Annotated in this window: 22 protein-coding genes and 1 pseudogene; 12 read left to right on the plus strand and 11 right to left on the minus strand. The window is 69.1% G+C overall.

The window, feature by feature from the left end:
- Window positions 1-155 precede the first annotated feature (155 nt).
- From OG219_RS17800 to OG219_RS17810, 3 genes are read right to left on the minus strand one after another with little or no spacing between them, the layout of a single operon-like run.
- A complete protein-coding gene (locus OG219_RS17800) occupies window positions 156-953 on the minus strand; it encodes a sugar phosphate isomerase/epimerase (protein WP_266836132.1) in 798 nt (265 codons plus the stop codon).
- A gap of 26 nt (window positions 954-979) precedes the next feature.
- Entirely contained in the window at window positions 980-2,134 is a 1,155-nt protein-coding gene (locus tag OG219_RS17805) for a dihydrodipicolinate synthase family protein (RefSeq protein ID WP_266827716.1), read from the minus strand.
- A complete protein-coding gene (locus tag OG219_RS17810; protein WP_266827718.1) occupies window positions 2,131-3,282 on the minus strand; it encodes a Gfo/Idh/MocA family protein in 1,152 nt (383 codons plus the stop codon). Before OG219_RS17810 ends, OG219_RS17805 begins: the two co-directional genes overlap by 4 nt.
- Before the next feature lie 302 nt (window positions 3,283-3,584).
- On the opposite strand from OG219_RS17810, the gene OG219_RS17815 reads away from it, so the two are divergent.
- Together OG219_RS17815 and OG219_RS17820 are read left to right on the plus strand one after the other, a co-directional pair.
- Window positions 3,585-4,634, plus strand: a complete 1,050-nt coding sequence (locus OG219_RS17815; RefSeq protein WP_266827720.1) for a LacI family DNA-binding transcriptional regulator — start codon at window positions 3,585-3,587, stop codon at window positions 4,632-4,634.
- A gap of 218 nt (window positions 4,635-4,852) precedes the next feature.
- On the plus strand, window positions 4,853-5,890 hold the full coding sequence (locus tag OG219_RS17820; RefSeq protein WP_266827722.1) for a S9 family peptidase: 1,038 nt from the start codon (window positions 4,853-4,855) through the stop codon (window positions 5,888-5,890).
- A 201-nt stretch (window positions 5,891-6,091) separates the two neighbouring features.
- On the opposite strand, the gene OG219_RS17825 is transcribed toward OG219_RS17820, so the two are convergent.
- The gene (locus OG219_RS17825; RefSeq protein WP_266827724.1) at window positions 6,092-7,519 is read right to left on the minus strand and encodes an alkaline phosphatase family protein; all 1,428 of its coding nucleotides are present in this window, start codon (window positions 7,517-7,519) and stop codon (window positions 6,092-6,094) included.
- A 339-nt stretch (window positions 7,520-7,858) separates the two neighbouring features.
- Between OG219_RS17825 and OG219_RS17830 the strand changes: the two genes are divergently transcribed.
- The 3 genes from OG219_RS17830 (at window position 7,859) to OG219_RS17840 (ending at window position 11,099) form a co-directional block, all read left to right on the plus strand.
- On the plus strand, window positions 7,859-8,797 hold the full coding sequence (locus tag OG219_RS17830) for a helix-turn-helix domain-containing GNAT family N-acetyltransferase (RefSeq protein WP_266827726.1): 939 nt from the start codon (window positions 7,859-7,861) through the stop codon (window positions 8,795-8,797).
- A 17-nt stretch (window positions 8,798-8,814) separates the two neighbouring features.
- The gene (locus OG219_RS17835; RefSeq protein ID WP_266827728.1) at window positions 8,815-9,615 is read left to right on the plus strand and encodes a sugar phosphate isomerase/epimerase; all 801 of its coding nucleotides are present in this window, start codon (window positions 8,815-8,817) and stop codon (window positions 9,613-9,615) included.
- A 188-nt stretch (window positions 9,616-9,803) separates the two neighbouring features.
- Entirely contained in the window at window positions 9,804-11,099 is a 1,296-nt protein-coding gene (locus OG219_RS17840; RefSeq protein ID WP_266827730.1) for an MFS transporter, read from the plus strand.
- 15 nt (window positions 11,100-11,114) lie between these two features.
- Here the strand turns inward: OG219_RS17840 and OG219_RS17845 are convergent, their stop codons facing one another.
- On the minus strand, window positions 11,115-11,699 hold the full coding sequence (locus OG219_RS17845) for an alpha/beta hydrolase (protein WP_266827732.1): 585 nt from the start codon (window positions 11,697-11,699) through the stop codon (window positions 11,115-11,117).
- A 50-nt stretch (window positions 11,700-11,749) separates the two neighbouring features.
- Between OG219_RS17845 and OG219_RS17850 the strand changes: the two genes are divergently transcribed.
- Window positions 11,750-12,688: a LysR family transcriptional regulator gene (locus OG219_RS17850; RefSeq protein WP_266827734.1), complete on the plus strand. Its 939-nt coding sequence runs from the start codon at window positions 11,750-11,752 to the stop codon at window positions 12,686-12,688.
- On the opposite strand, the gene OG219_RS17855 is transcribed toward OG219_RS17850, so the two are convergent.
- Window positions 12,681-13,103 carry an ATP-binding protein gene (locus OG219_RS17855; protein WP_266827736.1) on the minus strand — a complete coding sequence of 141 codons (423 nt, stop codon included), beginning with the start codon at window positions 13,101-13,103 and terminating at the stop codon, window positions 12,681-12,683. The genes OG219_RS17850 and OG219_RS17855 overlap by 8 nt on opposite strands.
- Window positions 13,104-13,223: 120 nt before the next feature.
- Between OG219_RS17855 and OG219_RS17860 the strand changes: the two genes are divergently transcribed.
- Both OG219_RS17860 and OG219_RS17865 read left to right on the plus strand, forming a co-directional pair.
- Window positions 13,224-14,042, plus strand: coding sequence for a helix-turn-helix transcriptional regulator (locus OG219_RS17860; protein ID WP_266827738.1), 819 nt, complete (start codon window positions 13,224-13,226; stop codon window positions 14,040-14,042).
- A complete protein-coding gene (locus tag OG219_RS17865; protein WP_266827740.1) occupies window positions 14,039-14,230 on the plus strand; it encodes a DUF397 domain-containing protein in 192 nt (63 codons plus the stop codon). Before OG219_RS17860 ends, OG219_RS17865 begins: the two co-directional genes overlap by 4 nt.
- Here OG219_RS17865 and OG219_RS17870 read toward each other — a convergent pair.
- Window positions 14,223-14,591, minus strand: coding sequence for a DUF6086 family protein (locus tag OG219_RS17870; protein ID WP_266827742.1), 369 nt, complete (start codon window positions 14,589-14,591; stop codon window positions 14,223-14,225). The genes OG219_RS17865 and OG219_RS17870 overlap by 8 nt on opposite strands.
- The gene (locus OG219_RS17875) at window positions 14,588-15,217 is read right to left on the minus strand and encodes a GNAT family N-acetyltransferase (RefSeq protein ID WP_266827744.1); all 630 of its coding nucleotides are present in this window, start codon (window positions 15,215-15,217) and stop codon (window positions 14,588-14,590) included. The genes OG219_RS17870 and OG219_RS17875 overlap by 4 nt, the downstream gene beginning before the upstream one ends.
- 542 nt (window positions 15,218-15,759) lie before the next feature.
- Here OG219_RS17875 and OG219_RS17880 point away from each other — a divergent pair.
- Both OG219_RS17880 and OG219_RS17885 read left to right on the plus strand, forming a co-directional pair.
- Window positions 15,760-16,485: a hypothetical protein gene (locus OG219_RS17880; protein ID WP_266827746.1), complete on the plus strand. Its 726-nt coding sequence runs from the start codon at window positions 15,760-15,762 to the stop codon at window positions 16,483-16,485.
- A gap of 433 nt (window positions 16,486-16,918) precedes the next feature.
- On the plus strand, window positions 16,919-17,581 hold the full coding sequence (locus tag OG219_RS17885; RefSeq protein ID WP_266827748.1) for a hypothetical protein: 663 nt from the start codon (window positions 16,919-16,921) through the stop codon (window positions 17,579-17,581).
- A 421-nt stretch (window positions 17,582-18,002) separates the two neighbouring features.
- Here the strand turns inward: OG219_RS17885 and OG219_RS17890 are convergent, their stop codons facing one another.
- A complete protein-coding gene (locus OG219_RS17890; RefSeq protein ID WP_266827750.1) occupies window positions 18,003-18,515 on the minus strand; it encodes an AAA family ATPase in 513 nt (170 codons plus the stop codon).
- Window positions 18,516-18,547: 32 nt separating this feature from the next.
- Window positions 18,548-19,831, minus strand: coding sequence for a transposase (locus OG219_RS17895; RefSeq protein ID WP_266827752.1), 1,284 nt, complete (start codon window positions 19,829-19,831; stop codon window positions 18,548-18,550).
- 25 nt (window positions 19,832-19,856) lie between these two features.
- Between OG219_RS17895 and OG219_RS48155 the strand changes: the two are divergent.
- Both OG219_RS48155 and hemC read left to right on the plus strand, forming a co-directional pair.
- A pseudogene (locus OG219_RS48155) lies at window positions 19,857-20,066 on the plus strand (Arc family DNA-binding protein); the annotation flags it as partial.
- 69 nt (window positions 20,067-20,135) lie between these two features.
- Window positions 20,136-21,071 (plus strand): hydroxymethylbilane synthase, encoded by a 936-nt coding sequence (gene hemC, locus OG219_RS17905; RefSeq protein WP_266827754.1) that lies wholly within the window; start codon window positions 20,136-20,138, stop codon window positions 21,069-21,071.
- On the opposite strand, the gene aroA is transcribed toward hemC, so the two are convergent.
- Window positions 21,068-22,297 carry a 3-phosphoshikimate 1-carboxyvinyltransferase gene (aroA, locus tag OG219_RS17910; protein WP_266827756.1) on the minus strand — a complete coding sequence of 410 codons (1,230 nt, stop codon included), beginning with the start codon at window positions 22,295-22,297 and terminating at the stop codon, window positions 21,068-21,070. The genes hemC and aroA overlap by 4 nt on opposite strands.
- Between the last annotated feature and the right edge of the window lie 2 nt (window positions 22,298-22,299).

A 22,299-nucleotide genomic window follows, 5' to 3' on the forward strand; every position in this document is an offset into this window, starting at 1 on the left:
CAACGTCAACTACCTGTGGACGCACGGCCAACGACAGCCACAGCGATCACCCGGCATCCTGGTCATGCGCACGGTGACCCGACCTCGGTGCTCCATCCCAACCGGGGAGGGATGGAGCACCCGGGCGCTTCCGCAACGTGCCACACCTCAGTCGGCTACTCCGCGTGCTCCACGAACCGTGCCGCCGTCTCCGCCAGCAACTCACGCCCGTCCCGCGCCCACAACCCGTCGTTGAACAGCTCGACCTCGATGGGACCGGTGTAGCCCGCCGCCTCGACGTACGAGCGCCACTCCCGCATGTCGACCGAGCCGTCGCCGATCTGGCCGCGGCCGTTGAGGACACCCTCCGGCAACGGGGTGATCCAGTCGGCGAGTTGGAAGGTGTGGATGCGCCCGGCGGCACCCGCGCGGGCGATCTGAGCGGGAGCCGTGTCGTCCCACCAGATGTGGTACGTGTCCACCGTGACGCCGACCTGGTCCGCCGGGAAGCGTTCCGCGAGGTCCAGCGCCTGGGCCAGGGTCGACACCACGCACCGGTCCGAGGCGAACATGGGGTGCAGCGGCTCGATGGCCAGGCGTACGCCCCGTTCCGCCGCGTACGGGCCCAACTCCCCCAGCGCGTCCGCGATGCGCTCACGCGCGCCGTGCAGGTCCTTGCTGCCGGCCGGCAGTCCGCCGGAGACCAGGACCAGCGTGTCCGTGCCGAGCGTGGCCGCCTCGTCGATGGCCGAGCGGTTGTCCGCCAGTGCGGCGGCTCGCTCGGCCGGTTCGATCGCCGTGAGGAAACCGCCCCGGCACAGGGTCGTCACCGCCAGCCCCGCGTCACGCACGAGCTTGGCGGTCGCGTCGAGCCCGTACGACTGGACCGGTTCGCGCCAGAGACCGACACCCGGGACACCCAACTCGACGCAGGCGTCGACCAGTTCGGGCATCGACAGCTGCTTCACCGTCATCTGGTTGATGGAGAAACGCGAAAGGCTCACTGGGCCACTCCGTACAGGGACAGCATCGTCCTCATCCTCGTCTCGGCCAGCTCCGGGTTCGGGAACAGGCCCAGGCCGTCGGCCAGTTCATAGGCGCGGGCGAAGTGCGGGAGCGAGCGCGCCGACTGCAGGCCGCCGACCATCGCGAAGTGCTCCTGATGACCGGCCAGCCAGGCCAGGAACACCACACCCGTCTTGTAGAAGCGCGTCGGCGTCTGAAAGAGATGGCGGGACAACTCGACGGTGGGATCGAGGAGTTCACGGAACCCCTTCACATCACCCGTGTCCAGGACCCGGACCGCCTCCGCCGCCAGCGGCCCCAGCGGGTCGAAGATCCCGAGCAGGGCGTGACTGAAGCCCTGCTCGTCGCCCGCGATCAGTTCGGGGTAGTTGAAGTCGTCCCCGGTGTAGCAGCGCACGCCCTGCGGCAGACGGCGCCGGATGTCGATCTCGCGCCCGGCATCCAGCAACGACACCTTGATGCCGTCCACCTTGTCCGGGTGGGCCGCGATGACCTGGAGGAACACATCCGTGGCGGCGTCGAGGTCACTGGACCCCCAGTAGCCCTCAAGGGCCGGGTCGAACGTCGGTCCCAGCCAGTGCAGGATCACCGGCTCCGACGACTGCCGGAGCAGATGCCCGTACACCTCCAGGTAGTCCTCAGGGCCGGAGGCTGCCGCTGCCAGCGCCCGCGAGGCCATCAGGATCGCCTGGGCGCCCGATTCCTCGACGAGGGCCAACTGCTCCTCGTAGGCCTTCCGGATCTCCTCCAGAGAGCCCCCGGTGAGCTGGTCAGTGCCGACACCGCACGCGATCCGCCCGCCAACTGCCTTGGCCTCGGCGGCCGACCGCCGGATCAACTCCGCCGCACCCGCCCAGTCGAGCCCCATCCCACGCTGCGCGGTGTCCATCGCCTCAGCCACACCCAGCCCGTGGGACCACAGGTGACGGCGGAAGGCGAGGGTCGCGTCCCAGTCGACGGCGGCGGGCGAGTCGGGGGACACATCCGCGTACGGGTCGGCGACCACATGCGCGGCCGAGAAGACCGTACGAGAGGTGAAAGGCGCGCCGGTGGCCAGGGCGAGGGGTTCGGAGCGCGGCGTATAGGCACGCAACTCCCCACCCGCACCCGGCAGTCGGATGGTCGTCACAGGGAGATCTCCGGTACGTCGAGACGGCGGCCCTCGGCCGAGGACTTCAGGCCGAGTTCGGCGAGCTGGACGCCGCGGGCGCCGGCGAGGAGGTCCCAGTGGTAGGGCGCGTCGGCGTAGACGTGCCGGAGGAACAGCTCCCACTGGGCCTTGAAACCGTTGTCGAACTCGGCGTTGTCGGGAACCTCCTGCCACTGATCCCGGAAGGAATAAGTGGCCGGGATGTCGGGGTTCCAGACCGGCTTGGGCGTAGAACTACGGTGCTGCACACGACAGTTGCGCAACCCGGCCACAGCCGACCCCTCCGTCCCATCCACCTGGAACTCCACCAGCTCGTCACGATTGACGCGCACGGCCCACGACGAGTTGATCTGGGCGATCGCACCACTCTCCAGCTCGAAGATGCCGTACGCGGAGTCGTCGGCCGTGGCGTCGTACGGCTTGCCCTGCTCGTCCCAGCGCTGCGGGATGTGGGTCGCGGCGATGGCCTGGACGGAGGTGACCCGCCCGAAGAGCTCGTGGAGCACGTACTCCCAGTGCGGGAACATGTCGACGACGATGCCGCCGCCGTCCTCGGCGCGGTAGTTCCAGGAGGGCCGCTGGGCGGACTGCCAGTCGCCCTCGAAGACCCAGTAGCCGAACTCCCCGCGGATGGACAGGATCCGGCCGAAGAAGCCGCCGTCGATGAGGCGCTTGAGCTTGAGCAGGCCGGGGAGGAAGAGCTTGTCCTGGACGACGCCGTGCTTGATGCCCTTGGCGGCGGCCAGCCGAGCCAGCTCCAACGCACCGTCGAGCCCGGTGGCCGTCGGCTTCTCGGTGTAGATGTGCTTGCCCGCCGCGATGGCCGCCTTGATCGACTCCTCGCGGGCGGAGGTGACCTGCGCGTCGAAGTAGATGTCGATGGTCGGATCGGCCAGGACGGCGTCCAGGTCGGTCGACCACTCCTCAAGGCCGTGCTGCTCGGCGAGCGCCTTGAGGACGTGCTCGCGGCGGCCGACGAGGACGGGTTCGGGCCACAGCACGGTGCCGTCGCCCAGGTCGAGGCCGCCCTGGTCGCGCAGGGCGAGGATCGAGCGGACGAGGTGCTGGCGGTAGCCCATGCGCCCCGTCACGCCGTTCATGGCGATACGCACCGTCTTGCGTGTCACGTCATTCCCTTCGTACGCGGTTTCCGCGCCTCGTACGCCCTCTGAGGAACTGGTGAGCGTGACAGCAAGCGCTTTCTATCTAGGGAGAAGCTAGCCTCTGTCGAGCCCATTGGACAAGACCACACGGGGGACGAGATGTTCGATCGGTCGGACGGGTGGACGCGGGGGGCATGGTCAGGATCGGATGTACCCGGATATGGGGGGCATCCGAACACCCGGAGCCCGGGCATTGCGTGCCCGCGTTCCCCTGACGAAGAGCACGACCAAGACCACAACGAATTGCGCGACCGGAGGACGACGAGATGACCGTGACCCTGGCGGACGTGGCGGCGCGTGCGCAGGTCTCGCCCGCGACCGTGTCCCGGGTGCTGAACGGGAACTATCCCGTCGCGGCGTCCACGCGTGAGCGGGTGCTGCGCGCGGTGAACGAGCTGGACTACGTACTGAACGGGCCCGCGAGTTCGCTGGCCGCGGCGACGTCCGACCTCGTCGGAATCCTCGTCAACGACATCGCCGACCCCTTCTTCGGGATCATGGCGGCCGCGATCCAGTCGGAGATCGGTGGCCCAGGGGGCCGCGCGGGCGGAGAACGGCTCGGCGTCGTCTGCAACACGGGCGGCTCCCCGGAACGCGAGCTCACCTACCTCACGCTCCTCCAGCGCCAACGTGCCGCCGCGGTCGTCCTCACCGGCGGCGCGATCGAGGACAGCGCGCACGCCACGGCCGTCGCCGCGAAGCTGCGCAGGCTGGCGGAGGCCGGGACCAAGGTCGTCCTCTGCGGGCGGCCGCCCTCACCCGAGGCTCCCGAGGCGATCGCCCTCACCTTCGACAACCGCGGGGGCGGCTCGCAGCTCACCGAGCATCTGATCGGCCTCGGCCACCGGCGGCTCGGCTACATCGCCGGGCCCGAGGAGCGGACGACGACCCGGCACCGCCTGGAGGGCCACCGGGCGGCGCTCGCCGCGCACGGCATCGAGGACGTTCCGGAGCACACCGTGCACGGGCGGTACGACCGCCGGTCCGGGTACGAGGCGACGCTCGAACTCCTGCGGCGTGACCCGTCGTTGACCGCTGTCGTCGCGGCGAACGACACGGTGGCGCTCGGTGCGTGTGCCGCGCTGCGGGACTCGGGGCTGCGGATTCCCGACGACGTGTCCGTCGCCGGGTTCGATGATCTGCCGTTCAGCATCGATGCGGTGCCTGCGTTGACGACGGTGCGGTTGCCTCTTTCCGAGGCGGGGGCGCGGGCCGGGCGGATCGCCATGGGGCGGGAGGAGCCGCCGCCCGGGGGGATCGCTACGGTGCGGGGGGAGTTGATGGTGCGGGGGTCCACCGGAGGGCCGCGGTTGTAGGTGGGCGTCGGTTTCGGGGCCCCCGGGGCCGGGTGTGCCTTGGGTTCGGGGTGCCCGGCGTTGGGGCTGAGGTCGGGGTGGGTGCGCTTGCCGGCGCTTGCAGGGTGCCGCTGTGCCCACCCGTGCCGCCCCTAGCGGCACGCATGCCCACAGCGGGGGCGGTTGTGGAGCGGGCGCATGCCCACGGCTAGGGCGGTTGCCGGGGGGATACTGGTCCCATGCGGCTGCTTCGGGATGTTGCCTCTGTCGGTGCCGGGATGGTGCTCGTGGCGGTGGTCGGGTGTACCGGGGGTGATGGGGCCGACGCCGGGACGTCGACCGGTGCAGCGCCCCCTGCCGCCACCAGGACGCCCACCCCGACCACCCCCTCCTCCCCCTCCCCCGCCGCCGAGCCGGTGTCGATCCCGGGCCTGATCGAGCGCGAGCACACGGGCTCGAACCTCAAACTCGGCGACGTACTCACCCGAACAACCGCCTACACCCGCTACGCGGTGACGTACGAGGCCAACGGGCTGACGATCTCGGGGATCATGAACATCCCCACAGGCAAGGGGCCCTTCCCAGCCCTCGTGCTGGCGCACGGATACATCGACCCCGACGTCTACACCACCGGCCGCGGCCTGGCCCGGGAACAAGACCTCCTGGCCCGCAACGGCTACGTGGTCCTGCACACCGACTACCGCAACCACGCCACCTCCGACAAGGACCCGGACAACGACGTCAACCTCCGCCTCGGATATACAGAGGACGTCATCGGCGCCGTACTGGCATTGCGCTCGTCCACCCGCCCGGAGATCGACGGCGAGCGGATCGGCCTGCTCGGCCGATCGATGGGAGGCGGCGTCACGTACAACACGCTGGTGGTGGAACCCGGCTTGGTCGACGCCGCCGTGGTGTTCGCCCCGGTGAGCTCGCGCCCCGCCGAGAACGTCGACCGTTTCCAGCGCAGCGAAGGCGACCCGATCGTCGCCGAGATCGAGGCGGCCCACGGCACACCCGAGCAGAACCCGAAGTTCTGGCGGGAGGTCTCCCCCATGACCTACGCAGACCGCGTGACCGAGCCACTGCTGATCCACCACGGCACAGCCGACGACACCTGCCCCATCACCTGGTCACGCCAGACCACGGCCGCATTCAAGGCGGCAGGCAAGGACGTACAACTCAAGGAGTACAAGGGCGAGTCCCACGCCTTCGGCCCCCAGTGGCCGGCCTCCATGGACACAACGATGGCCTTCTTCGCCAAGCACCTCCGCTGAGCAACCAAGGCGACGCAAGCCGCCGCCCACGCCCCCGCAGCCGAAAGACCACGGAAGGGGGCGTGCCGGTACGTCCAAAATGCCCGTCGCGTACGTTCGCGTCACCGGACCCGTCCCCACTTGCCCAAGTCCTGATCCGGCGGCGACGGGCTTGGACGTACCGGCACGCCCCCGACCCACCCCACCCCCCGCCGGCAAGCACTACACGTGCGGCCGCCGCCCCTTCTCCTGGAGCGGGAACGACTGCTCGCCCCCCGGAAGCGTCGGCTTCGGCAAGTTCGCGACCTCCGACTTCGCCCGTTCCAGCTGCTCCGCCGTATCGTCCGGCAGCCGCGGCGCACGAGGCCGCGCCGCCGAGAAGCGGAACGCGGAGGTGAGATCCCCGAACGTCTCGCGACGCCAGCCGCTGATGTTCGGCTCCTCAACGCCGGTGAACCGCTCCAGGAACTGCAGGGCGGACGTGTGGTCGAAGGCCTCGGAGGCCACCCAACCCCCCACGGTCCAGGGCGAAATGACGATCGCCGGAACGCGGAAGCCGCCCCCGATCGGCAGCCCCTGCACGAACTCGTCCGCCGTGCCCGCCGGAGCGGTGGGCGGGGCCACGTGGTCGAACAGCCCGTCGTTCTCGTCGTAGTTCAGGATGAACGCGGTCTTCGCCCACACCTTGGGATTGGAAGCGATCGCCTCGATCTTCGAGGCGACGAAGTCGGCCCCGGCCGCGGGCAGATAGTCCGGATGCTCCGACTGATAACTGGTCGGCATGATCCAGGAGACCGCAGGCAGCCGGTCGTTGCGGGCGTCGTCCTCAAAGGTGCCCTCGGCCTGCGGCCGCACCCCCCGCTCGTACAACTCCGACCCGGGCGCCGCGTTCTTGAAGGACGCGAACTGCTCCAGCATGTTGCAGCCGTAGTCGTCGTCCTGCTGATAGACCTTCCAGCTGATCCCGGCACTCTGCAACCGCTCCGCGTACGTAGTCCAGCGGTACGGCGTAGGCGCCACGTTGGACAGGATCGGCCCACCCTGGGTACCACTCGGGTCGATCGACCCGGTCATCCAGTACAGCCGGTTGGGCCAGGTAGGCCCGAACACGGAGCAGTAGTAGTTGTCGCAGACAGTGAACGTCTCGGCGAGAGCGAACTGGAACGGAATGTCGTCGCGGGTGTAATACCCCATGACATAAGGCCCGTTCACCCCATCGGCTTTCCGATGCGCCGGCAGCCACCGATCCATTTTGCCGCCGTTCCACGCCTCGTGCTGCACCGACCAGGCGTGGCTCGTGGACGGTATCGCCTGCGCGCTCGACGTACGCGTGTCGAGATGAAACGGAAGCAGATACCCCTTGGGATTCTCGGCATCGGGCTGATAGAACACCGACCGCCCGTCGTCCAGCTTCAGCGCTTCCGGGTCACTGAAGCCGCGCACGCCGGACAACGTGCCGAAGTAGTGGTCGAAGGACCGGTTCTCCTGCATCAGCATGACGACGTGCTCGACGTCGCGGAGCGAGCCGCGCCGCGGCTGCCCGGCCGCGACGGCCTTCTGCACACTGGGCGGCAGTACCGACAGCGCCGCGGCGCCACCCAGCGCACCCGCGGCCGAACCCAGGAGTCTACGACGAGTCAACTCAGTCATTATTGCCCCTTCTTGAGCGAGTGAGCGAGATCCGCGCATCACTCTCCGCCGGGCTCGGCGAGGGTCATCAGGGGCAGGCGATGAACATGCGGACAACGGGCAGGAAGCGGTTGGCCAAGCCGTGACCGGCCATATCGGGCCGTTGCCGAGCCGTTGCCGGGGCTTGGTCCACGCATGGTCAAGGCCTGAGCGAACGGTTCGGAGCACACCCGTGGACGACGGGCCGAACGCGGCTTACGCTCGTACAGGAATCTCTGACTGAGTCAACTATCCAGAGCCGAACACACCCGACCCGACACTCGAAGCCGAACATCCGACCCGACCACCCCGGGGCCGATCATGACCGTCCAGGACATCCGCTCCTTCAACCGCTTCTACACGAACGTCATCGGCGCCCTCGACTACGGCCGCCACCTCTACGCCCCCTACACCCTCACCGAGTCCCGAGTCCTGTACGAACTCGCGCACGCCGCGCACACGGACGCAGCCGACCTCCGGTCCGAACTCTCCTTGGACGCCGGGTACTTGAGCCGGATCCTCAACAAGTTCGAGCAGGACGGCCTGGTCGAGCGCGCCCCGTCCGAGAAGGACCCACGACGCCGCCGCGTCACGCTCACCGCACGGGGCCGGGAGGCCGCCGGCCTGCTGGACGAGCGCGCACGGGAAACCGTCGGCTCGCTGCTCGCCACGGTGCCCCCCGCCGAGCGGCCGCGACTCGCGGAGGCGATGCGCACGGTGCGCACGATCCTGGGGGACGGACGGGGCCGCGCCCCCCGCGCCGAGGACGTCGTGCTGCGCGAGCCCGGCCCGGGCGACCTCGGTTGGATGGTGCAGCGCAACGCCGCGCTGTACACGGCCGAGTACGGGTGGAACGCGGACTACGAGGGCTTGGTGGCGAGGATCGTCGCCGACTTCGCGGAGGACCACGATCCGCACCTGGAGCGGGTGTGGATCGCCGAACTCGGCGGCCAACCCATGGGCTGCGTGATGTGCGTAAGGGACGACGCACCCGGCGCCGCCCGCCTCCGCCTCCTCCTCGTCGAGCCGGAGGCCCGCGGACTCGGCATCGGCGACCAACTGGTCACAGCCGTGGCCGACTTCGCCCGCGGCGTCGGCTACCACGAACTCGTCCTGTGGACGAACGACGTCCTCGCCGCCGCCCGCCGCGTCTACCAGCGCCACGGTTTCGTCCTGGTCTCCGAGAAACCGCACCGCTCCTTCGGCGCGGATCTGGTCGGCCAGGACTGGCGCCTGGACCTGCACGGCAACGGTGAGTGACGGGTAAGGTCCGGGGCATGAAGCTGGCCTTCTCCACCCTCGGCGTCCCCGGACTCCCCGTGCCCGATGTCGTACGCCTGGCCGCCACGCACGGCTTCCACGGCGTCGAGCTGCGCGCCCATCCCGAGGAGCCGGTGCACCCCGGTATCGGCCCGGCCGAACGGGCCGACGTGGCCGCGGAGTTCAAGGCGGGCGGGATCGAGATCCTGGGCCTGGCGGGATACGCACGGGTGGCGGCGCCGGGAGACGACAGTGCCGTACTCGCGGAGATCAGTGAACTCCTGGACCTGGCAAGGGACTTGGGCGCACCGTTCATTCGCGTCTTCCCGGGGGCGGGGACCGACCAGAGCCCCGAGGAGGCGGACGCGACGGCGGCCCGACGCCTGGGCACGGCGGCGGAGTACGCCACCGAGGCGGGCGTACGGATCCTGCTGGAGACGCACGACTCGCACCGTACGGGCGCGGACGCGATCCGTGTGCTCGGCCCGGTCGGCCACCGGCAGGTGGGCTCGCTGTGGGACGTCATGCACACCTGGCTCGGCGGCGAGCAGCCGTCGTCGACGTACGCGGCGCTGTCCCCGCACCTCGGCTACGTCCAGGTGAAGGACATCGCGTCCGCCGAGGACACGACCCCGCTGCCGCTGGGAGCGGGGGTGCTTCCGCTCACCGAGTGCGTGGAGCTGCTCTCCCGCGCGGGCTGGGACGGCTGGCTGTGCTGGGAGTACGAGAAGCGTTGGTACGAGGAGGCGGCGCCGCTCGAAGGTCTACTGGGCCCGGGCCGGGAGCACCTCGCAAGGCTGCTGAACGAGTCGGCGTAACTGCTCCGGGGTTATCGACGGAGCCGCTCCGGGGTTGTCGCGCAGCCCTTCCGGGGTGTCGCGCAGCCCTTCCGGGTCGCAGGCGCAGCCGCGGCCAGGTAATTGATTGGCCGCACCCGGGGACAAGGGGTTAGCCTCCGCCCGGTGATTCCACCCGCGCGCCCTGCCGCCCTCGCCCTCCCCCTCTCATGAGCCTGCTGTCCCGTACGTTGCTCGACATCGCCCCGCTGCGGACGTCCCCGACCTTCCGAAGGCTGCTGATCGGGCGGACGGTGTCCATGTTGGGCGCCATGATGACCATGGTCGCCGTCATGTACCAGGTCTGGCAGATGACGCACAGCACGGTCTGGACCGGTGCGGTCGGGCTGGCGCAGGCGCTGCCGATGGTGGCGTTCGGACTGTTCGCCGGGTCGCTGGCCGACCGGCGGGACCGGCGGCAGATCTACCTGGTGGGCACCGTCGGCCAGGCGGCCGTGTCGCTGCTGCTCGCGGTGCAGGGTTTCCTCGGCAATGTGCCGGTGGCCGGCGTGCTCGCGCTGGTCGCCGTGCAGTCCGGCTTCGGCGCGGTCGGCGGCGCGGCGGCGGGCTCGTTCGTCCCGCGCCTGCTGTCCAAGGACCAGGTGGGGGCGGGGCTCGCGCTCAACCAGGTCTCCTTCCAGGGGACGATGCTGGTGGGCCCGGCGCTGGGCGGACTGCTGGTGGGCTGGCTGGGCGTCGGCGGCTGCTATCTGCTGGACGCGCTTAGTTTCGGGATGGCGTTCTACGGCGCCTTCGGCCTGCCCAAGCTGCCGCCCGAGGGCGAGCCCGCGCGGGCCGGGCTGCGCGGGGTGGCGGACGGGCTGCGTTTCCTGGCCGGGCACCGGGCGGTGCGCGGTGCGCTGATCACCGACCTGGCCGCGACCGTGCTGGCGATGCCGATGAGCCTGTTCCCGCTGGTCAACGCCGAACGCTTCGGCGACGACCCGCGCACCCTCGGCCTGTTCCTGTCCGCCGTCGCGGTCGGTGGCATCGCCGCGTCGGCGCTGTCCGGCTCGCTCACCCGCCTCGGCCGCCCGGGCCTGGTGATGCTGTGCAGCGCGGCGACCGGGGGGATCACGCTGGCCCTGTTCGGCCTGGTGACCAACCCCTGGGCGGGCCTGGGCCTGTTAGTCGTGGCCGGCGCCGCCGACACGACCTCCGTCATCTCGCGCAGCACGATCGTGCAGACCCGTACGCCGGACGCGCTGCTCGGCCGGGTGACGGCCGCCGAGCAGATAGTGGGCCAGGCCGGACCCAACCTCGGCAACCTGCGCGGCGGCCTGGTCGCCGGGTGGACGTCCGGCACGACCGCGCTGGTCAGCGGCGGCGTGCTGTGCGTGCTCGCGGTCGCCGCAGTGGCCGCGACCACGCCGGAGCTGCGGGGCTCCGAGTCCGCCGGGTCCGACGAACCCGGCACGCCCAACGAGCCCGACGAGCCTCCCGAGAAGAACGTCGCCGTCGGCTGAGCACCCGGCCCGGCCTTACACCGGCCGAGCTGTGAACTTCGTAGAACCGTCGAGGCACCAGTCCAGTACGGCAGGCCAGGACCCGTACCCGGCGACCAGGTCAAGATGCCCCGCCCCCGGGATGATCTCGGTGGGGATGCCCAACGGATCCCCATAGACGGCGAGCGCACCCTCCGGGCAATACGGGTCGTCGTCGCCCGCCACCAGCCGGGTGGCCCCGGGCAGGGTGAGCGGAAACGCGGGCGGGGCGAACGCCGCGACCTCCGGGAACCCCAGGAGTACGGGCCCGGACGGCGGCCCCACGAGCAGCACCCGGTCGACGTCGAGGCCCGTGACGCCGCGGGCGATCGCGTGCAGCCACAGCAGAACGGACGCACTGTGGGCGATCACCACGCGCTCCGCGCCACCTGGAAGCCCTTCAAGGTGCCGGGTCAGCTCCGCCAGCCACACGTCCAGATCCGGGTCGTCGGGGTCGGGCAGCTGCGGGTACACGACGTGGTGCCCGAGCTCGGTCAGCCGGTCGGACAGCCAGTGCTGCCAGTGGTCGTGCGGCCGGTGGTTCTGCCAGCCATGGAGGATGAGGAAGCTGCGGGAGGTCATGGGGTGATGGTTTCCGATCACCGGTACGACGGTCCAGTTAATCTTTCCGAGTGGAACAGGTAAGCGAGCCCTTCACTGTCGACCTCCGCCGCCTCACCGTCCTGCGCGAGCTCCAGCGCCGCGGCAGCCTCGCCCGGGCCGCGGAGGCCCTGCACCTCACGCCCTCGGCGGTCTCCCAGCAGATCGCCGCGCTCGCCCGTGAGGCGGGCGTCCCGCTGACGGAGCGGGACGGCCGGGGCGTACGGCTGACCGGTCAGGCCCGGGTACTGCTGGCGCACGCCGATCTCATCGCAGCCCAACTGGAGCGTGCACGGGCCGACTTGGCGGCGTACGGAGAGGGCGGCGGGCGCGCGTCCGTGACCATCGGCGCGCTTTCCAGCGGCATCCTCGGCCTCCTGCCCGGCGCGCTGAGCCGCTTGGCCGAGCGCCTGCCCCACGTCCGTATCGACGTCGTCGAGTCCCAGCCGCCCGACCTGTTCACGGCCCTGGACGCGGGCCAGGTCGATGTCGCCGTCGCCGTGGACTTCCCGGCCACGCCCCCGCACACCGACCGCCGTTACGCCCGCACCGACCTGCTGACCGATGTCCTGGACCTCGCCGTACCGGCCGGCCACCGCCTCGCCGGCCGCGACCGGGTTGCCCTCTGCGACCTGGCCAGGGACCCCTGGATCGTCGGCGACGCCGACAGCTGCTGCGGCGCGGTCGCCCGCACGGTCTGCGCGGCGGCCGGTTTCACGCCCGACATCCGCCACGCCGTCAACGACTGGGCAGCGCTCGCCGCCCTGGTCGAGGTAGGCCAGGGAGTCGCCCTCGTCCCCCGCATGGTGCGACCCCTGTACGCCCACCGCCGCCTCACCCTGCTGACCACCGACGGAACACCACCGTCCCGCAACGTCTTCATGGCCGTACGAACGGGCTCGGAGGGCGACCCCGTACTGACCGCGGTACAGGAACAACTACGCGCTACGGCAGTGGAGTTGATTAGCTGAGTACGCGGGCCCACACGGTCTTGCCGTACTCCCGGTCCCGGACCTCCCAGGCGTCGGACAGAGCCTCCACCAGGGGAAGGCCACGGCCCGAAGTCGCCTCCACATCAGGCGTGTTGAGGACCGCGACCGGGTGGCGGGGGGACGCATCCGAGACCTCGATCTCGACCGTCTTCTCGCCGTCGTAGGTCAGCGCCACCTCGAAGCAGCGGCCCGGTACGCGAGCATGCCGGACCGCGTTCGTCACCAGCTCCGAGATGATCAGCGCGATCGTGTAGGACGTGTCCTCCGGGATCACCCACTCCGCCAGGACGCGCCGGGCGCCGTGGCGGGCCTCCGGGACGTTTCCGGTCACCGGCATAAAACTCCGCCGCCAGGTGCGGGGGCGGGGGTTTACGCCGTCACTTTCTGTGTTCATGGGACCACTGTCGGCGCTGGTCGCTACCGTCACCAGTGACCGAGCGTCGACAGCCGCGATCGGCAACTGGAGTTGTGCGCGCGTTGATTGACGTAGAGCCGCGTAGAGGGGGTCGCTGCGATGGGGCAGCCCAAGAAGAACTCGTCCTCACCCGCCGCGCAGTACTTCGCGGAGGTGCTGCGTCTACTGCGTACAAGGGCTGGACTCTCACAGAACGAGTTGGGCGACCTGATGGCGTATTCGGGCGCGGCCGTGAGCGCGGTGGAGACATGCGCCAAGCCCGCGACGGACGAGTTCATCGAGGCCGCCGAGAAAGCGCTGGACTCGTTCGGGATCATCGCAGCCGCGGCCAAGCATCTGCGGCTGGAGCGGTATCCGGAGTACTTCCAGGGGTTCGTGCAGTTGGAGCAGGGTGCGCTCAGCGTGTCCTCGTACAGCGCTCAACTGATCCACGGCCTGTTGCAGACCGAGACGTACGCACGGGCGCTACTCCAGAGCGACTTCCCGCCTCTGGACGAGGAAGAGATCGAGCAGCTGACGCAGGCCCGATTGGAACGCAAGGCTCTCTTCGACCGCAGGCCTGTGTGTGTCATCAATGTGATCCTCGAAGAGGAGGCGCTGAGGCGGAAGATCGGCAGCAAGGACGTAATGCGCAGCCAATACGAGTACCTGGTCGATTGCACCGCGCGCGCCAACCTTGTCCTCCAAGTCATGCCTTCGAAACTCGGCGCCCATGCAGGACTGCGCGGACCCATGACAGTGATCGAGACCTCGGAGCAGACCTCCCTGGTGTACACGGAGGCACTGGGCAAGAGCCTGCTGGTATCCAAGCCCGCCGAGGTCGGTGTCCTCGCCCGTCGCTATGCGATGATCAGAAGCCAGGCCCTCCGGCCGGAGGAATCCGTAGACCTGATCGGGCAGTTGGCGGGTGAGCTATGACCGAGCTGAAATGGTTCAAGAGCAGCTACAGCGACTCGGGCGGCGGCGAATGCGTCGAGGTGGCCACCACCTCCGCCATCCACATCCGCGACTCCAAGGCCCCGCACCGCCCCCACCTCACCGTCTCCCCCACCGCCTGGGCAGACTTCCTCAACTTCGCCACGCAAGACTGCGGGCCGGTCACCTGACCATGCGACGGTCCAGTTCCCGCACCTTCGCGCGAAGTCCCTGGACCTGGTCGCCGTCGTCAGGTAACCACCGCACCTCGACGCGGGCCCGCTCCGCCAGCGCCAGCAGCGTGGCGGTGAACCCTACGGAGAGGGCCCAGATGACGGCGTGACTCGTTTGCCTGTGTCGCGCCAGCAGAGCGTTGGCGAAGACTTCGAGGACAGCGGGTTCGATCTGGCACTCGTCGTTCTCCATCGGGCCGATGCCCGAGCGCAGACCGAGTTCCGCCTCGAACACGGCAACCTGCCGAAGGAACAGCCGGGCCGCCCCGTTGGACGGATTCCACAGGGTTTCGTCGCCCAGGTCGAAGAACTGGCTCATCGCGCCCCCGGGATTCCCGCCAGCCGCTCCTCCAGCCGCTTCCTGCACTCCAGCCACTCCGCCGCCGTAACCGAATAGATGGCGGAGTCGCGGAGCCGACCGTCCTCGCCCGGTGCCCACGAGCGGGACCAGTTCCGCAGCACGCCCTCGAAGCGCGCGCCCGTGCGCTCGATCGCCGCGCGGGAACGGCCGTTGCGCGCGTCCGTCTTCAGGTCGACGCGTGCCACGCCCCACTCCTCGAAGGCGTGCCGGAAGAGGAGGAACTTGGCCTCGGTGTTCAGCCCCGTCCCCTGCGCACGGGACGCGAGCCAGGTGAACCCGACCTCGATGGCGTCGAGTTGATCATCCGTGCGCCAGCTCCGCGGTTCCCAGAACGAGGTCGCTCCGACGGCCCGCCCGGAAGCCCGGTCGATCTGCGCGTACGGCGCGAGCTTCCCCGTCGCGGCGCGGCCGAGCTGCGCGTCGATGTACGCGTCCACCTCGTCGGCCCTCGGCACCCAGGTGAACGCGTACGAGCCGCGGTCCTCCTCCGCCGCCACCGCGAGGTCGGCCGCATGACGTCGGTCCAGCGGCTCCAGCCGCACGAGCGCACCTTCGAGAACCGGCCCTTCCAGCATGAAACCCAACGCCGGCACCCCTTCGCGCAAGTCTGTGAAGTCCGGGAGAGTCTCCCCCCACTCACCTGCACCCGTCGAACGAAATACCCGGCACCCGGGCTCAGCGACGTCAGCTCACTCGTCGCCCAGACCGGCGATGACGAGTTCAGCATCATCCGCGAAGGCCCAACCGCGACCGCTACATCGGCGTTCTCGACTGCGAGCCACGAGATTCAACAGGCGCGTACGTAGTGGTGCGGAATCGAAGCTCCTCCAACGACTCCCGAAAACGCGAGCTTCCCAAGCTGCGGGCTCAGGCGATGTGGTTTTGTGTCATCGGCTACCCAGGAACACCGGCGCGTCCACAGCATTGCGTCGCTGGGCTCGGCCTCGTGAGCGAAGGCATCCGCCTCATTGCGAGCCACCGAGTCCACCTCGTACCTGTTGTTCTGGCTCTGGCCAATCCACCATGGCAGCGGAACGTCTGGTTCGCCTAGGAAGTCCCTGGTCATGGACGACCCAGCACGGCTACCGTCAGCGTCCTCATTCTCATTGTCCTTGGGGGGGCATCCATGCGCGTCCGCAAGCTGCGGCCTTTGTCGGTACTCGGACCTGTGATTGCCGGGGTCCTGGTGGCCTCCGGGTGTTCCACCGGTTCAGATGCGCCACCAGACTCAATAGGCCCACGGGCGACCGTATCGGCCAAGGCCGCCATCGCACCTCTGACGCGGACACAGCTGCGGGCGCTCACCTTCAAGGAAGGCGAGGTTGCAGGAGCGCACGAGGCCGGCATACCGGTGCAGGACCCCCAGCCGGAAGAGGAACAGCACTCTTTCCCGCCGGTGTCCGACCCCACCTGCCAGACCATGCTCGACATCCGCAACGGGAAGCGCGCGTCCACCGTCGTCCTTCAACTCTTCAACTGGAAGGGTGACATCTGGGGTGGCGGCTCGACGCTTGCCGCCTACGAAGACGGTAAGGCCCAGCAGGCCTTCGCACAGCTCAAGCAGACACTCGGCTCCTGCCGCTCGTATGAGGGCACAGGCTGGGTGGGGAAGTTCAAGGCCACGCTGACGACGGAACAGGCCCCGGGCGTTGGGGACGAAGCCGTGCGATTCCGGGAAACCATCCCCATGGGCCCTGAGCAACCAGGGGACCGCAACGAGCAGTTCACCGTGGTGCGGGCCGGGAACACCATCGTGACGTTCCACAAGCTGAACGTCGGCGACAGCGCGTCCTTCCCCACCGATCTGGTCAACCGACAAGTCGAACGGCTGCAGAACGCACAACGCCCCTGAAGGCAACACGAGGCGCCGGTCGACATGTCTTGTGGAACTGGGCCGACCGGCCGGACGAGACCTTGGAGGTCTGCCCGATGCCGGAGCTGTTCGGCTGACATCCAACACTGACATCAACGACGACGAACAGCGTTGACAACCGGCAGCCACGTGCGGCACCCGTGTGCCGGGGGGACCGCAGCGACACCGGAGTGAGATCGAACTCCTGAAGCGGGTGCCGCGCTTCGGCACGGTCGACGTCGTCACGGTCATCGGCACCAGCCGAGAGATCCGCAGCCGGGCCGTCGAAGTGAGCCAGCTCTCCGCATCGCCACCACCCCCGCGACGACAACAGCGCCACACCGTCCATGTCCTGGAGTGGCCGCATCTGCTATCGGCTCCACCGTCCACAGTGGATGATTCGCCTCACAACAGCACCATCCCAGGGGGGATCATGAGTACCAACATCACGCAGCCGCCGATGCCAGCTCAGCCGCCGCGGCCCGATAAGAAGAACCACACCAACGCCTACATCATCGGCAGCGCGGGCATCATTGCCGCCGCCATCATCGCCACCGGGATCGCCATCTCCGGCGGCGGCGACAACACAGCGAGGCCGCAGCCCACCGTCACCGTGACGGAAACCGTCCAGCCCGAAGCCGCAGTCGAAGAGGACGCCGCAGCGGCAACCGACCAGAACACAGACGCCAAGGTCGACGAGGAGGCCAAGAACGGTGGAGCCGTCGTCAAGGTCACGAAGGTGATGGAGACCGACACCATCACGCTCGCCGGAGCCCGCAAATCCGCAGGGACCGACGCCAAATACGTCATCCTCAAGACCGTCGTCAGTAACGAGGGCCAGGCCAGCATGGACCTGACCTGCTCGCTGCCCATCGTCAACGCTCTCATCGACGACCAGGGCCGACGCTTCGACACGATCGAAGATCTTTACGACGTCGCCGGCAACCCGGAATGCAACGCGCAGCTGCAGCCCGGCTTCGACGACGAGATGCAGTTCGTCTACCGCCTCCCCAAAGACGCGGTAGTCACGACATGGGAGTTCTCCGAGTACGACCTCGAGAACGAAGTGACACCTACCCTGGTCGACCTCACCTGACCAGCCACCGTCGAGCTTTCGCCCTTCAACCAAAGGGAGGGAAGGCCTTGTCGTGCTGTCAGCAGGTGCCAGTACGGGCGAGGCGGGAGTGCAGTACGCGTCGTTGGGCGGCCTCCTGAGTACTCATTCGTCTGGGCACCACACCACAAACACACGAGAACGAGCGGGGAATTGCGGGGAGTCACAGCCGAGCCCGCCGAGTCCTCGACCCGGCCGTTTTTCAGGTCAGCGCAATGGCGGGCCGCAATGGATCGCAGCTTCCCAAGCTGATTGCGCGACTTCGGAGACCATATTTTGCCAAGGCCCGTCTCTCGCCAGGCAGGCGCCACCCTGACTCACGGGGCACGCTCTTACGGCAGCGGCTACCAATGACGACCTCTCAGGTGCGAAGAAGGAGGCCCCTGATCTGCAAAGTCCCAGCTCACCAAGATCCCTCGATAAGTTCCGCGACCCGAGAGGGCGGGATGTCGGTCGTGTCGACGGTTTCCGCCTGCTCGCGGAGCCAGGGCAGGGCGCGTTGGTAGTCGGCGAGGTGGTCGAGTCGCCATTGCCGGGCGCCGATGCTCTCGGGGTCGGTGTCGGTCTCTATGCGGTGGATGAGGGTGTCGTCGTCGGTGTGGAGGAGGTAGTGGCGTACGGGGATGTCCGCCTTCGCGAGGCCCGTGCGGATCTCGTGCCAGTACCCCTCATTTAGAACCGTCTGCGGGACGACCAGCGTGCCGCCCACGTGGTCCAGGACCTGGCGCGCCGTCTCCACCACCAGCCCGCGCCACGGTGGGAAGTCCTGGAATTCCCGCGGCTGCCCGAGGACGTGCCACAGCATGTAGCCCACCTGCTCCGGATCGAAGAGCCTGGACTCCGGTATGCGGGAGGTGAGTTCCTTGGCGGTGGTCGTCTTGCCCGCGCCGAAGGTGCCGTTCAGCCAGAGGATCATGGCGGACGAGCGTACTTGACATCCTCCCCCTCTTAAATGAGTGGGATTCCAACCCAGGCGGGTTGAGGTTCACGGGCGTTCGAACGGCGGGTGGCCGTTGCCGTCCCTCCGGCACGGGCTGGGCGCCCGGGGCTTGCGCCCTGTCCTGCCGCGACGTTGGTTGCTGCATTCGTGTCTGCGTTGCAGGTGAAACCGCAGGACGAACAGACGAACTCGGCTTGGCTCTTGCGCGAGTTCTTGTCGATCCATCCGCATTCGCTGCATCGCAGGGAGGTGTAGGGGGCGGGGACGTCTTCGACCCGGCCGGGGGCCTTGTGTTCGGTGCGCTGCCGGAGCAGGCCCCACCCCTGGGCGAGAATCGCCCGGTTCAGCCCGGCCTTCTGGCGGACCCGCTTACCCGGCTCCTCGACGGTTCCCTTCGCTGAGCGCGTCATGTTTTTGATGTTCAGTTTCTCGAACCGCACCAGATCGTAGGTACGGGCGAGCATGGTGCTGTGCTTCTCGCACCAGTCCTTGCGGCGGTCCGCCTCACGGGCCTTGAGTTTGGCGACCTTGGCATACTCGGCAGTCTTGGCGGGGCTGGCCTTGGGGGCGCGTGCGGCCCGGCGCTGGTGCTTGCGGATCTGCGCCCGCTCCCGAGTCGTGAACTGGGGGCAGTTGAGGTTGCGGCCGTCTGACAGTGCGGCAGTGATCTTCACGCCCCGGTCGATGCCGATGACCTCACCCGTACCGGGCGCGGCGATCGGCTCGGGGACGATCGCGAAGGCGATGTGCCACTGGCCGTTGCGGAAGGTCACACGGAAAGTCTTCGCCTGCGGCAGCCCGGCGCGGCTGAGCCGGAACCGGACCCAGCCACATCCGGGCACCTTGACCTGAGCCCAACTGCGATTGAGCTTCTGCACCACGACTGACCGGTTCATGACCTGCTTACCGGTCTTCGGACTGATCTTTGCCGTGCCGTCGTCATGGAACTCCGGAACGCGGTCGGTCCCGATGACCCGAAAGCCCTCATGCGTGAACTTCTTGCGCCAAGTCGGCTCGCCGAACCCCGAGTTGAACTTCGCGGCCTTGGCCTTGGCGAAGTCCTTCAACGCCTGCTGCTGCACATCCGCGTTCCCCGACGCCAGCCAGTCATTATCGCGGCGCGCTGCGGTGAGCTGCTTGCACTGTTCCGCGAAGCCCGGAGCGGCCTTCCGGCCCTTGAACCAGTACGAATGCTGCTCGACGGCAAGGTTCCACACGTACCGGGCGGACGCACAGTGTTCGAGCATCTGCTGCTCCTGCTGCGTGTCGGGGTACATCCGGAACCTGGCCATGGCCCCACGTTAGCCCTACAGTGGGGCCATGAACAAGCTGAACGTTCGCCTCCCCGACGAACTCCGCGAACGGCTGGACACCCAGGCGGCTGCCGACCGGCGGTCTCTCAACTCAGAGATCATCTACCTGCTTGAGGTCGGGCTCGCCACCGTTTGCGTGGACGCCGAATCACCCCGCGGCGATTCGGCTATTCCAGCCCTGCTCCGCAGGGGCTCGCATTCACCCCGGCCCTGAAGGACCGGGCACCCTGCGAGAAAGCAAGGTGGATCCCGGTAGGGGTGTCAGGCGGCTACCGTGGACGCCATGACCGCCCCGGAACTCATCCGTATCGTCTCCCGCGACTCGCCGATGGCACTGGCCCAGGTGGAGCGGGTCCGAGCCGAACTGGCCGCGCTCCACCCCGGCATCCGCACCGAGGTCGTCCCCGTGAAGACGACCGGTGACAAATGGATGGGCGATCTGGCCCAGGTCGAGGGCAAGGGGGCGTTCACCAAGGAGGTCGACGCCGCGCTGCTGGCGGGCGAGGCGGATCTCGCGGTGCACTGCGTCAAGGACATCCCCGCGGACCGGCCGCTGCCGGCCGGGACGATGTTCGCCGCCTTCCTCGCGCGGGACGACATCCGCGACGCCCTGATCCACCCCGGCGGGCTCACCCTCGACGAGTTGCCGCAGGGCACCCGGATCGGCACCTCCTCCGTGCGCCGGGTCGCGCAGCTCGCCGCCTCCCATCCACACCTGGACTGCGTGCCGTTCCGGGGGAACGCGAACCGGCGCCTGGCGAAGCTGGCGGCCGGTGAGGCGGACGCCCTGCTGCTCGCGGCGGCCGGCCTCGAACGCATCGGGCGATCGGACGTGATCACCGAGATCCTGTCGCCCGAGACGATGATGCCGCCGATCGGCGCGGGCATTCTGGCCCTCCAGTGCCGCGAGGGCGACACGGCCGTGATCGAGGCCGTCAGCGACCTCGGCGATCCGGCCACCCACCGCGAGGCCACGGCCGAGCGCATGTTCCTGCATGTCCTGCAGGGCCACTGCAACTCACCGATCGCCGGCTACGCGAAGTCCGAGCGCGGCGGCGAACTGTCCCTGCGGGCCTGCGTGTTCACCCCGGACGGCAAGACCGTGCTCAACGCCCACGAGTGGGCGGGCCGCCTCGACCCCGCGACCCTGGGCACGTCGGTCGCCGTTGCCCTGCTCCGCCAGGGGGCGCGCGAACTCATCGACAACATCCCCCACTAGCTCGTCGCCCACGCCGCGAACGCCTCGTGGAACCCCGGGAACGTCTTCCGTACGCAGCCGGGGTCGTCGAACGAGATGCCGGGCACCCGGAGCCCGGTCACCGCGAAGGACATGACGATGCGGTGGTCGCCGTACGTCGTGACCGGGGCCGTTGCGACGGGTGTGCCGGGGTGGATCTCGATCCAGTCCGGGCCCGTCTCGACGCGGATGCCGAGCCGCCGGAGGTTCTTCGCGCAGGCTTCCAGGCGATCGCACTCCTTGACCCGCGTGTTGGCGACGTCCTCGATGCGGACCGGGCCCGAGGCGAAGGGGGCGAGGGCGGCGAGGGTCGGCATGGTGTCGGAGATGTCGCGCATGTTGACCGTGAGGCCGCGCAGCTCGCCGGTGCCGGTGACCGTCGTACCGTCGGAACCCACTTCCACGCGTGCGCCCATGCGCCGCAGTACGTCGACGAAGCCCAGGTCGCCCTGGAGCGCGCCCTCGCCCAGGCCCTTCACCGTGACCTCGCGGCCGGTCAGCGCGGCGGCTGCGAAGAAGTAGCTCGCGGTGGAGGCGTCGGGTTCGACGGCGTAGGTGGTGGCGCGGTAGCCGCCGGGCTCGACGACGAAGACCTCGCCGTCACGTCGTACGTCCGCCCCGAACGCCCGCATCATCGCGAGCGTGATCTCGACGTACGGCGCCGAGACCAGGTCCGTGACGGTGATGCGCAGGCCCTTGCGGGTCAGCGGGCCGAGGAGGAGCAGGGCGGTCAGGTACTGCGAGGACTGGCCCGCGTCGAGGACCACGTCACCGCCCTCGACGCCCGCGGCCGCGATCCGCAGCGGGTGGTGGCCCTCCGCCTCCTCGTGCCGGAGGTCGACGCCGAGGTCGCGGAGCGCGTTCGTCAGCGGGGCCAGCGGACGGCGGCGCATCTGCGCGGAGGCGTCGAATCGGTAGGTGCCGTGGCCCGCGGCGGCCAGCGTGGGGAGGAAGCGGGCGGTGGTCGCGCCGTCCCGGCAGTACACGTCCGCCTCCGTGGCCGCGGGGCCCTGCGGGCGGCCGTCGACGTGCCAGGCGTCCGGGGTCCGGCCGACGCGGTAGCCGAGCCGCAGCAGGCCCTCGGCGAAACCCTCCGTGTCGTCCGAGCGGAGCGGGCGGGTCAGCGTGGTGACACCGTCGGCCGCCGCGGCGAGGAAGAGGGCGCGTGCGGTGATGGACTTGGAACCGGGAATGTCGACTGCGGCCATGG

The sequence above is a fragment of the Streptomyces sp. NBC_00038 genome (assembly GCF_026343635.1).
GTDB lineage: Bacteria > Actinomycetota > Actinomycetes > Streptomycetales > Streptomycetaceae > Streptomyces.

Excerpts from the sequence above, each read along its gene's own strand:
- OG219_RS17865 (WP_266827740.1), top strand. The coding sequence starts at position 14,039 with ATGACCGAGCTGAAATGGTTCAAGAGCAGCTACAGCGACTCGGGCGGC.
- OG219_RS17870 (WP_266827742.1), bottom strand. The coding sequence starts at position 14,591 with ATGAGCCAGTTCTTCGACCTGGGCGACGAAACCCTGTGGAATCCGTCC.
- OG219_RS17860 (WP_266827738.1), top strand. The coding sequence starts at position 13,224 with ATGGGGCAGCCCAAGAAGAACTCGTCCTCACCCGCCGCGCAGTACTTC.
- OG219_RS17830 (WP_266827726.1), top strand. The coding sequence starts at position 7,859 with ATGACCGTCCAGGACATCCGCTCCTTCAACCGCTTCTACACGAACGTC.
- OG219_RS17815 (WP_266827720.1), top strand. The coding sequence starts at position 3,585 with ATGACCGTGACCCTGGCGGACGTGGCGGCGCGTGCGCAGGTCTCGCCC.
- OG219_RS17885 (WP_266827748.1), top strand. The coding sequence starts at position 16,919 with ATGAGTACCAACATCACGCAGCCGCCGATGCCAGCTCAGCCGCCGCGG.
- OG219_RS17820 (WP_266827722.1), top strand. The coding sequence starts at position 4,853 with ATGCGGCTGCTTCGGGATGTTGCCTCTGTCGGTGCCGGGATGGTGCTC.
- OG219_RS17800 (WP_266836132.1), bottom strand. The coding sequence starts at position 953 with ATGACGGTGAAGCAGCTGTCGATGCCCGAACTGGTCGACGCCTGCGTC.
- aroA (WP_266827756.1), bottom strand. The coding sequence starts at position 22,297 with ATGGCCGCAGTCGACATTCCCGGTTCCAAGTCCATCACCGCACGCGCC.
- OG219_RS17835 (WP_266827728.1), top strand. The coding sequence starts at position 8,815 with ATGAAGCTGGCCTTCTCCACCCTCGGCGTCCCCGGACTCCCCGTGCCC.
- OG219_RS17880 (WP_266827746.1), top strand. The coding sequence starts at position 15,760 with ATGCGCGTCCGCAAGCTGCGGCCTTTGTCGGTACTCGGACCTGTGATT.
- OG219_RS17895 (WP_266827752.1), bottom strand. The coding sequence starts at position 19,831 with ATGGCCAGGTTCCGGATGTACCCCGACACGCAGCAGGAGCAGCAGATG.
- OG219_RS17845 (WP_266827732.1), bottom strand. The coding sequence starts at position 11,699 with ATGACCTCCCGCAGCTTCCTCATCCTCCATGGCTGGCAGAACCACCGG.
- OG219_RS17855 (WP_266827736.1), bottom strand. The coding sequence starts at position 13,103 with ATGAACACAGAAAGTGACGGCGTAAACCCCCGCCCCCGCACCTGGCGG.
- hemC (WP_266827754.1), top strand. The coding sequence starts at position 20,136 with ATGACCGCCCCGGAACTCATCCGTATCGTCTCCCGCGACTCGCCGATG.
- OG219_RS17840 (WP_266827730.1), top strand. The coding sequence starts at position 9,804 with ATGAGCCTGCTGTCCCGTACGTTGCTCGACATCGCCCCGCTGCGGACG.
- OG219_RS17890 (WP_266827750.1), bottom strand. The coding sequence starts at position 18,515 with ATGATCCTCTGGCTGAACGGCACCTTCGGCGCGGGCAAGACGACCACC.
- OG219_RS17825 (WP_266827724.1), bottom strand. The coding sequence starts at position 7,519 with ATGACTGAGTTGACTCGTCGTAGACTCCTGGGTTCGGCCGCGGGTGCG.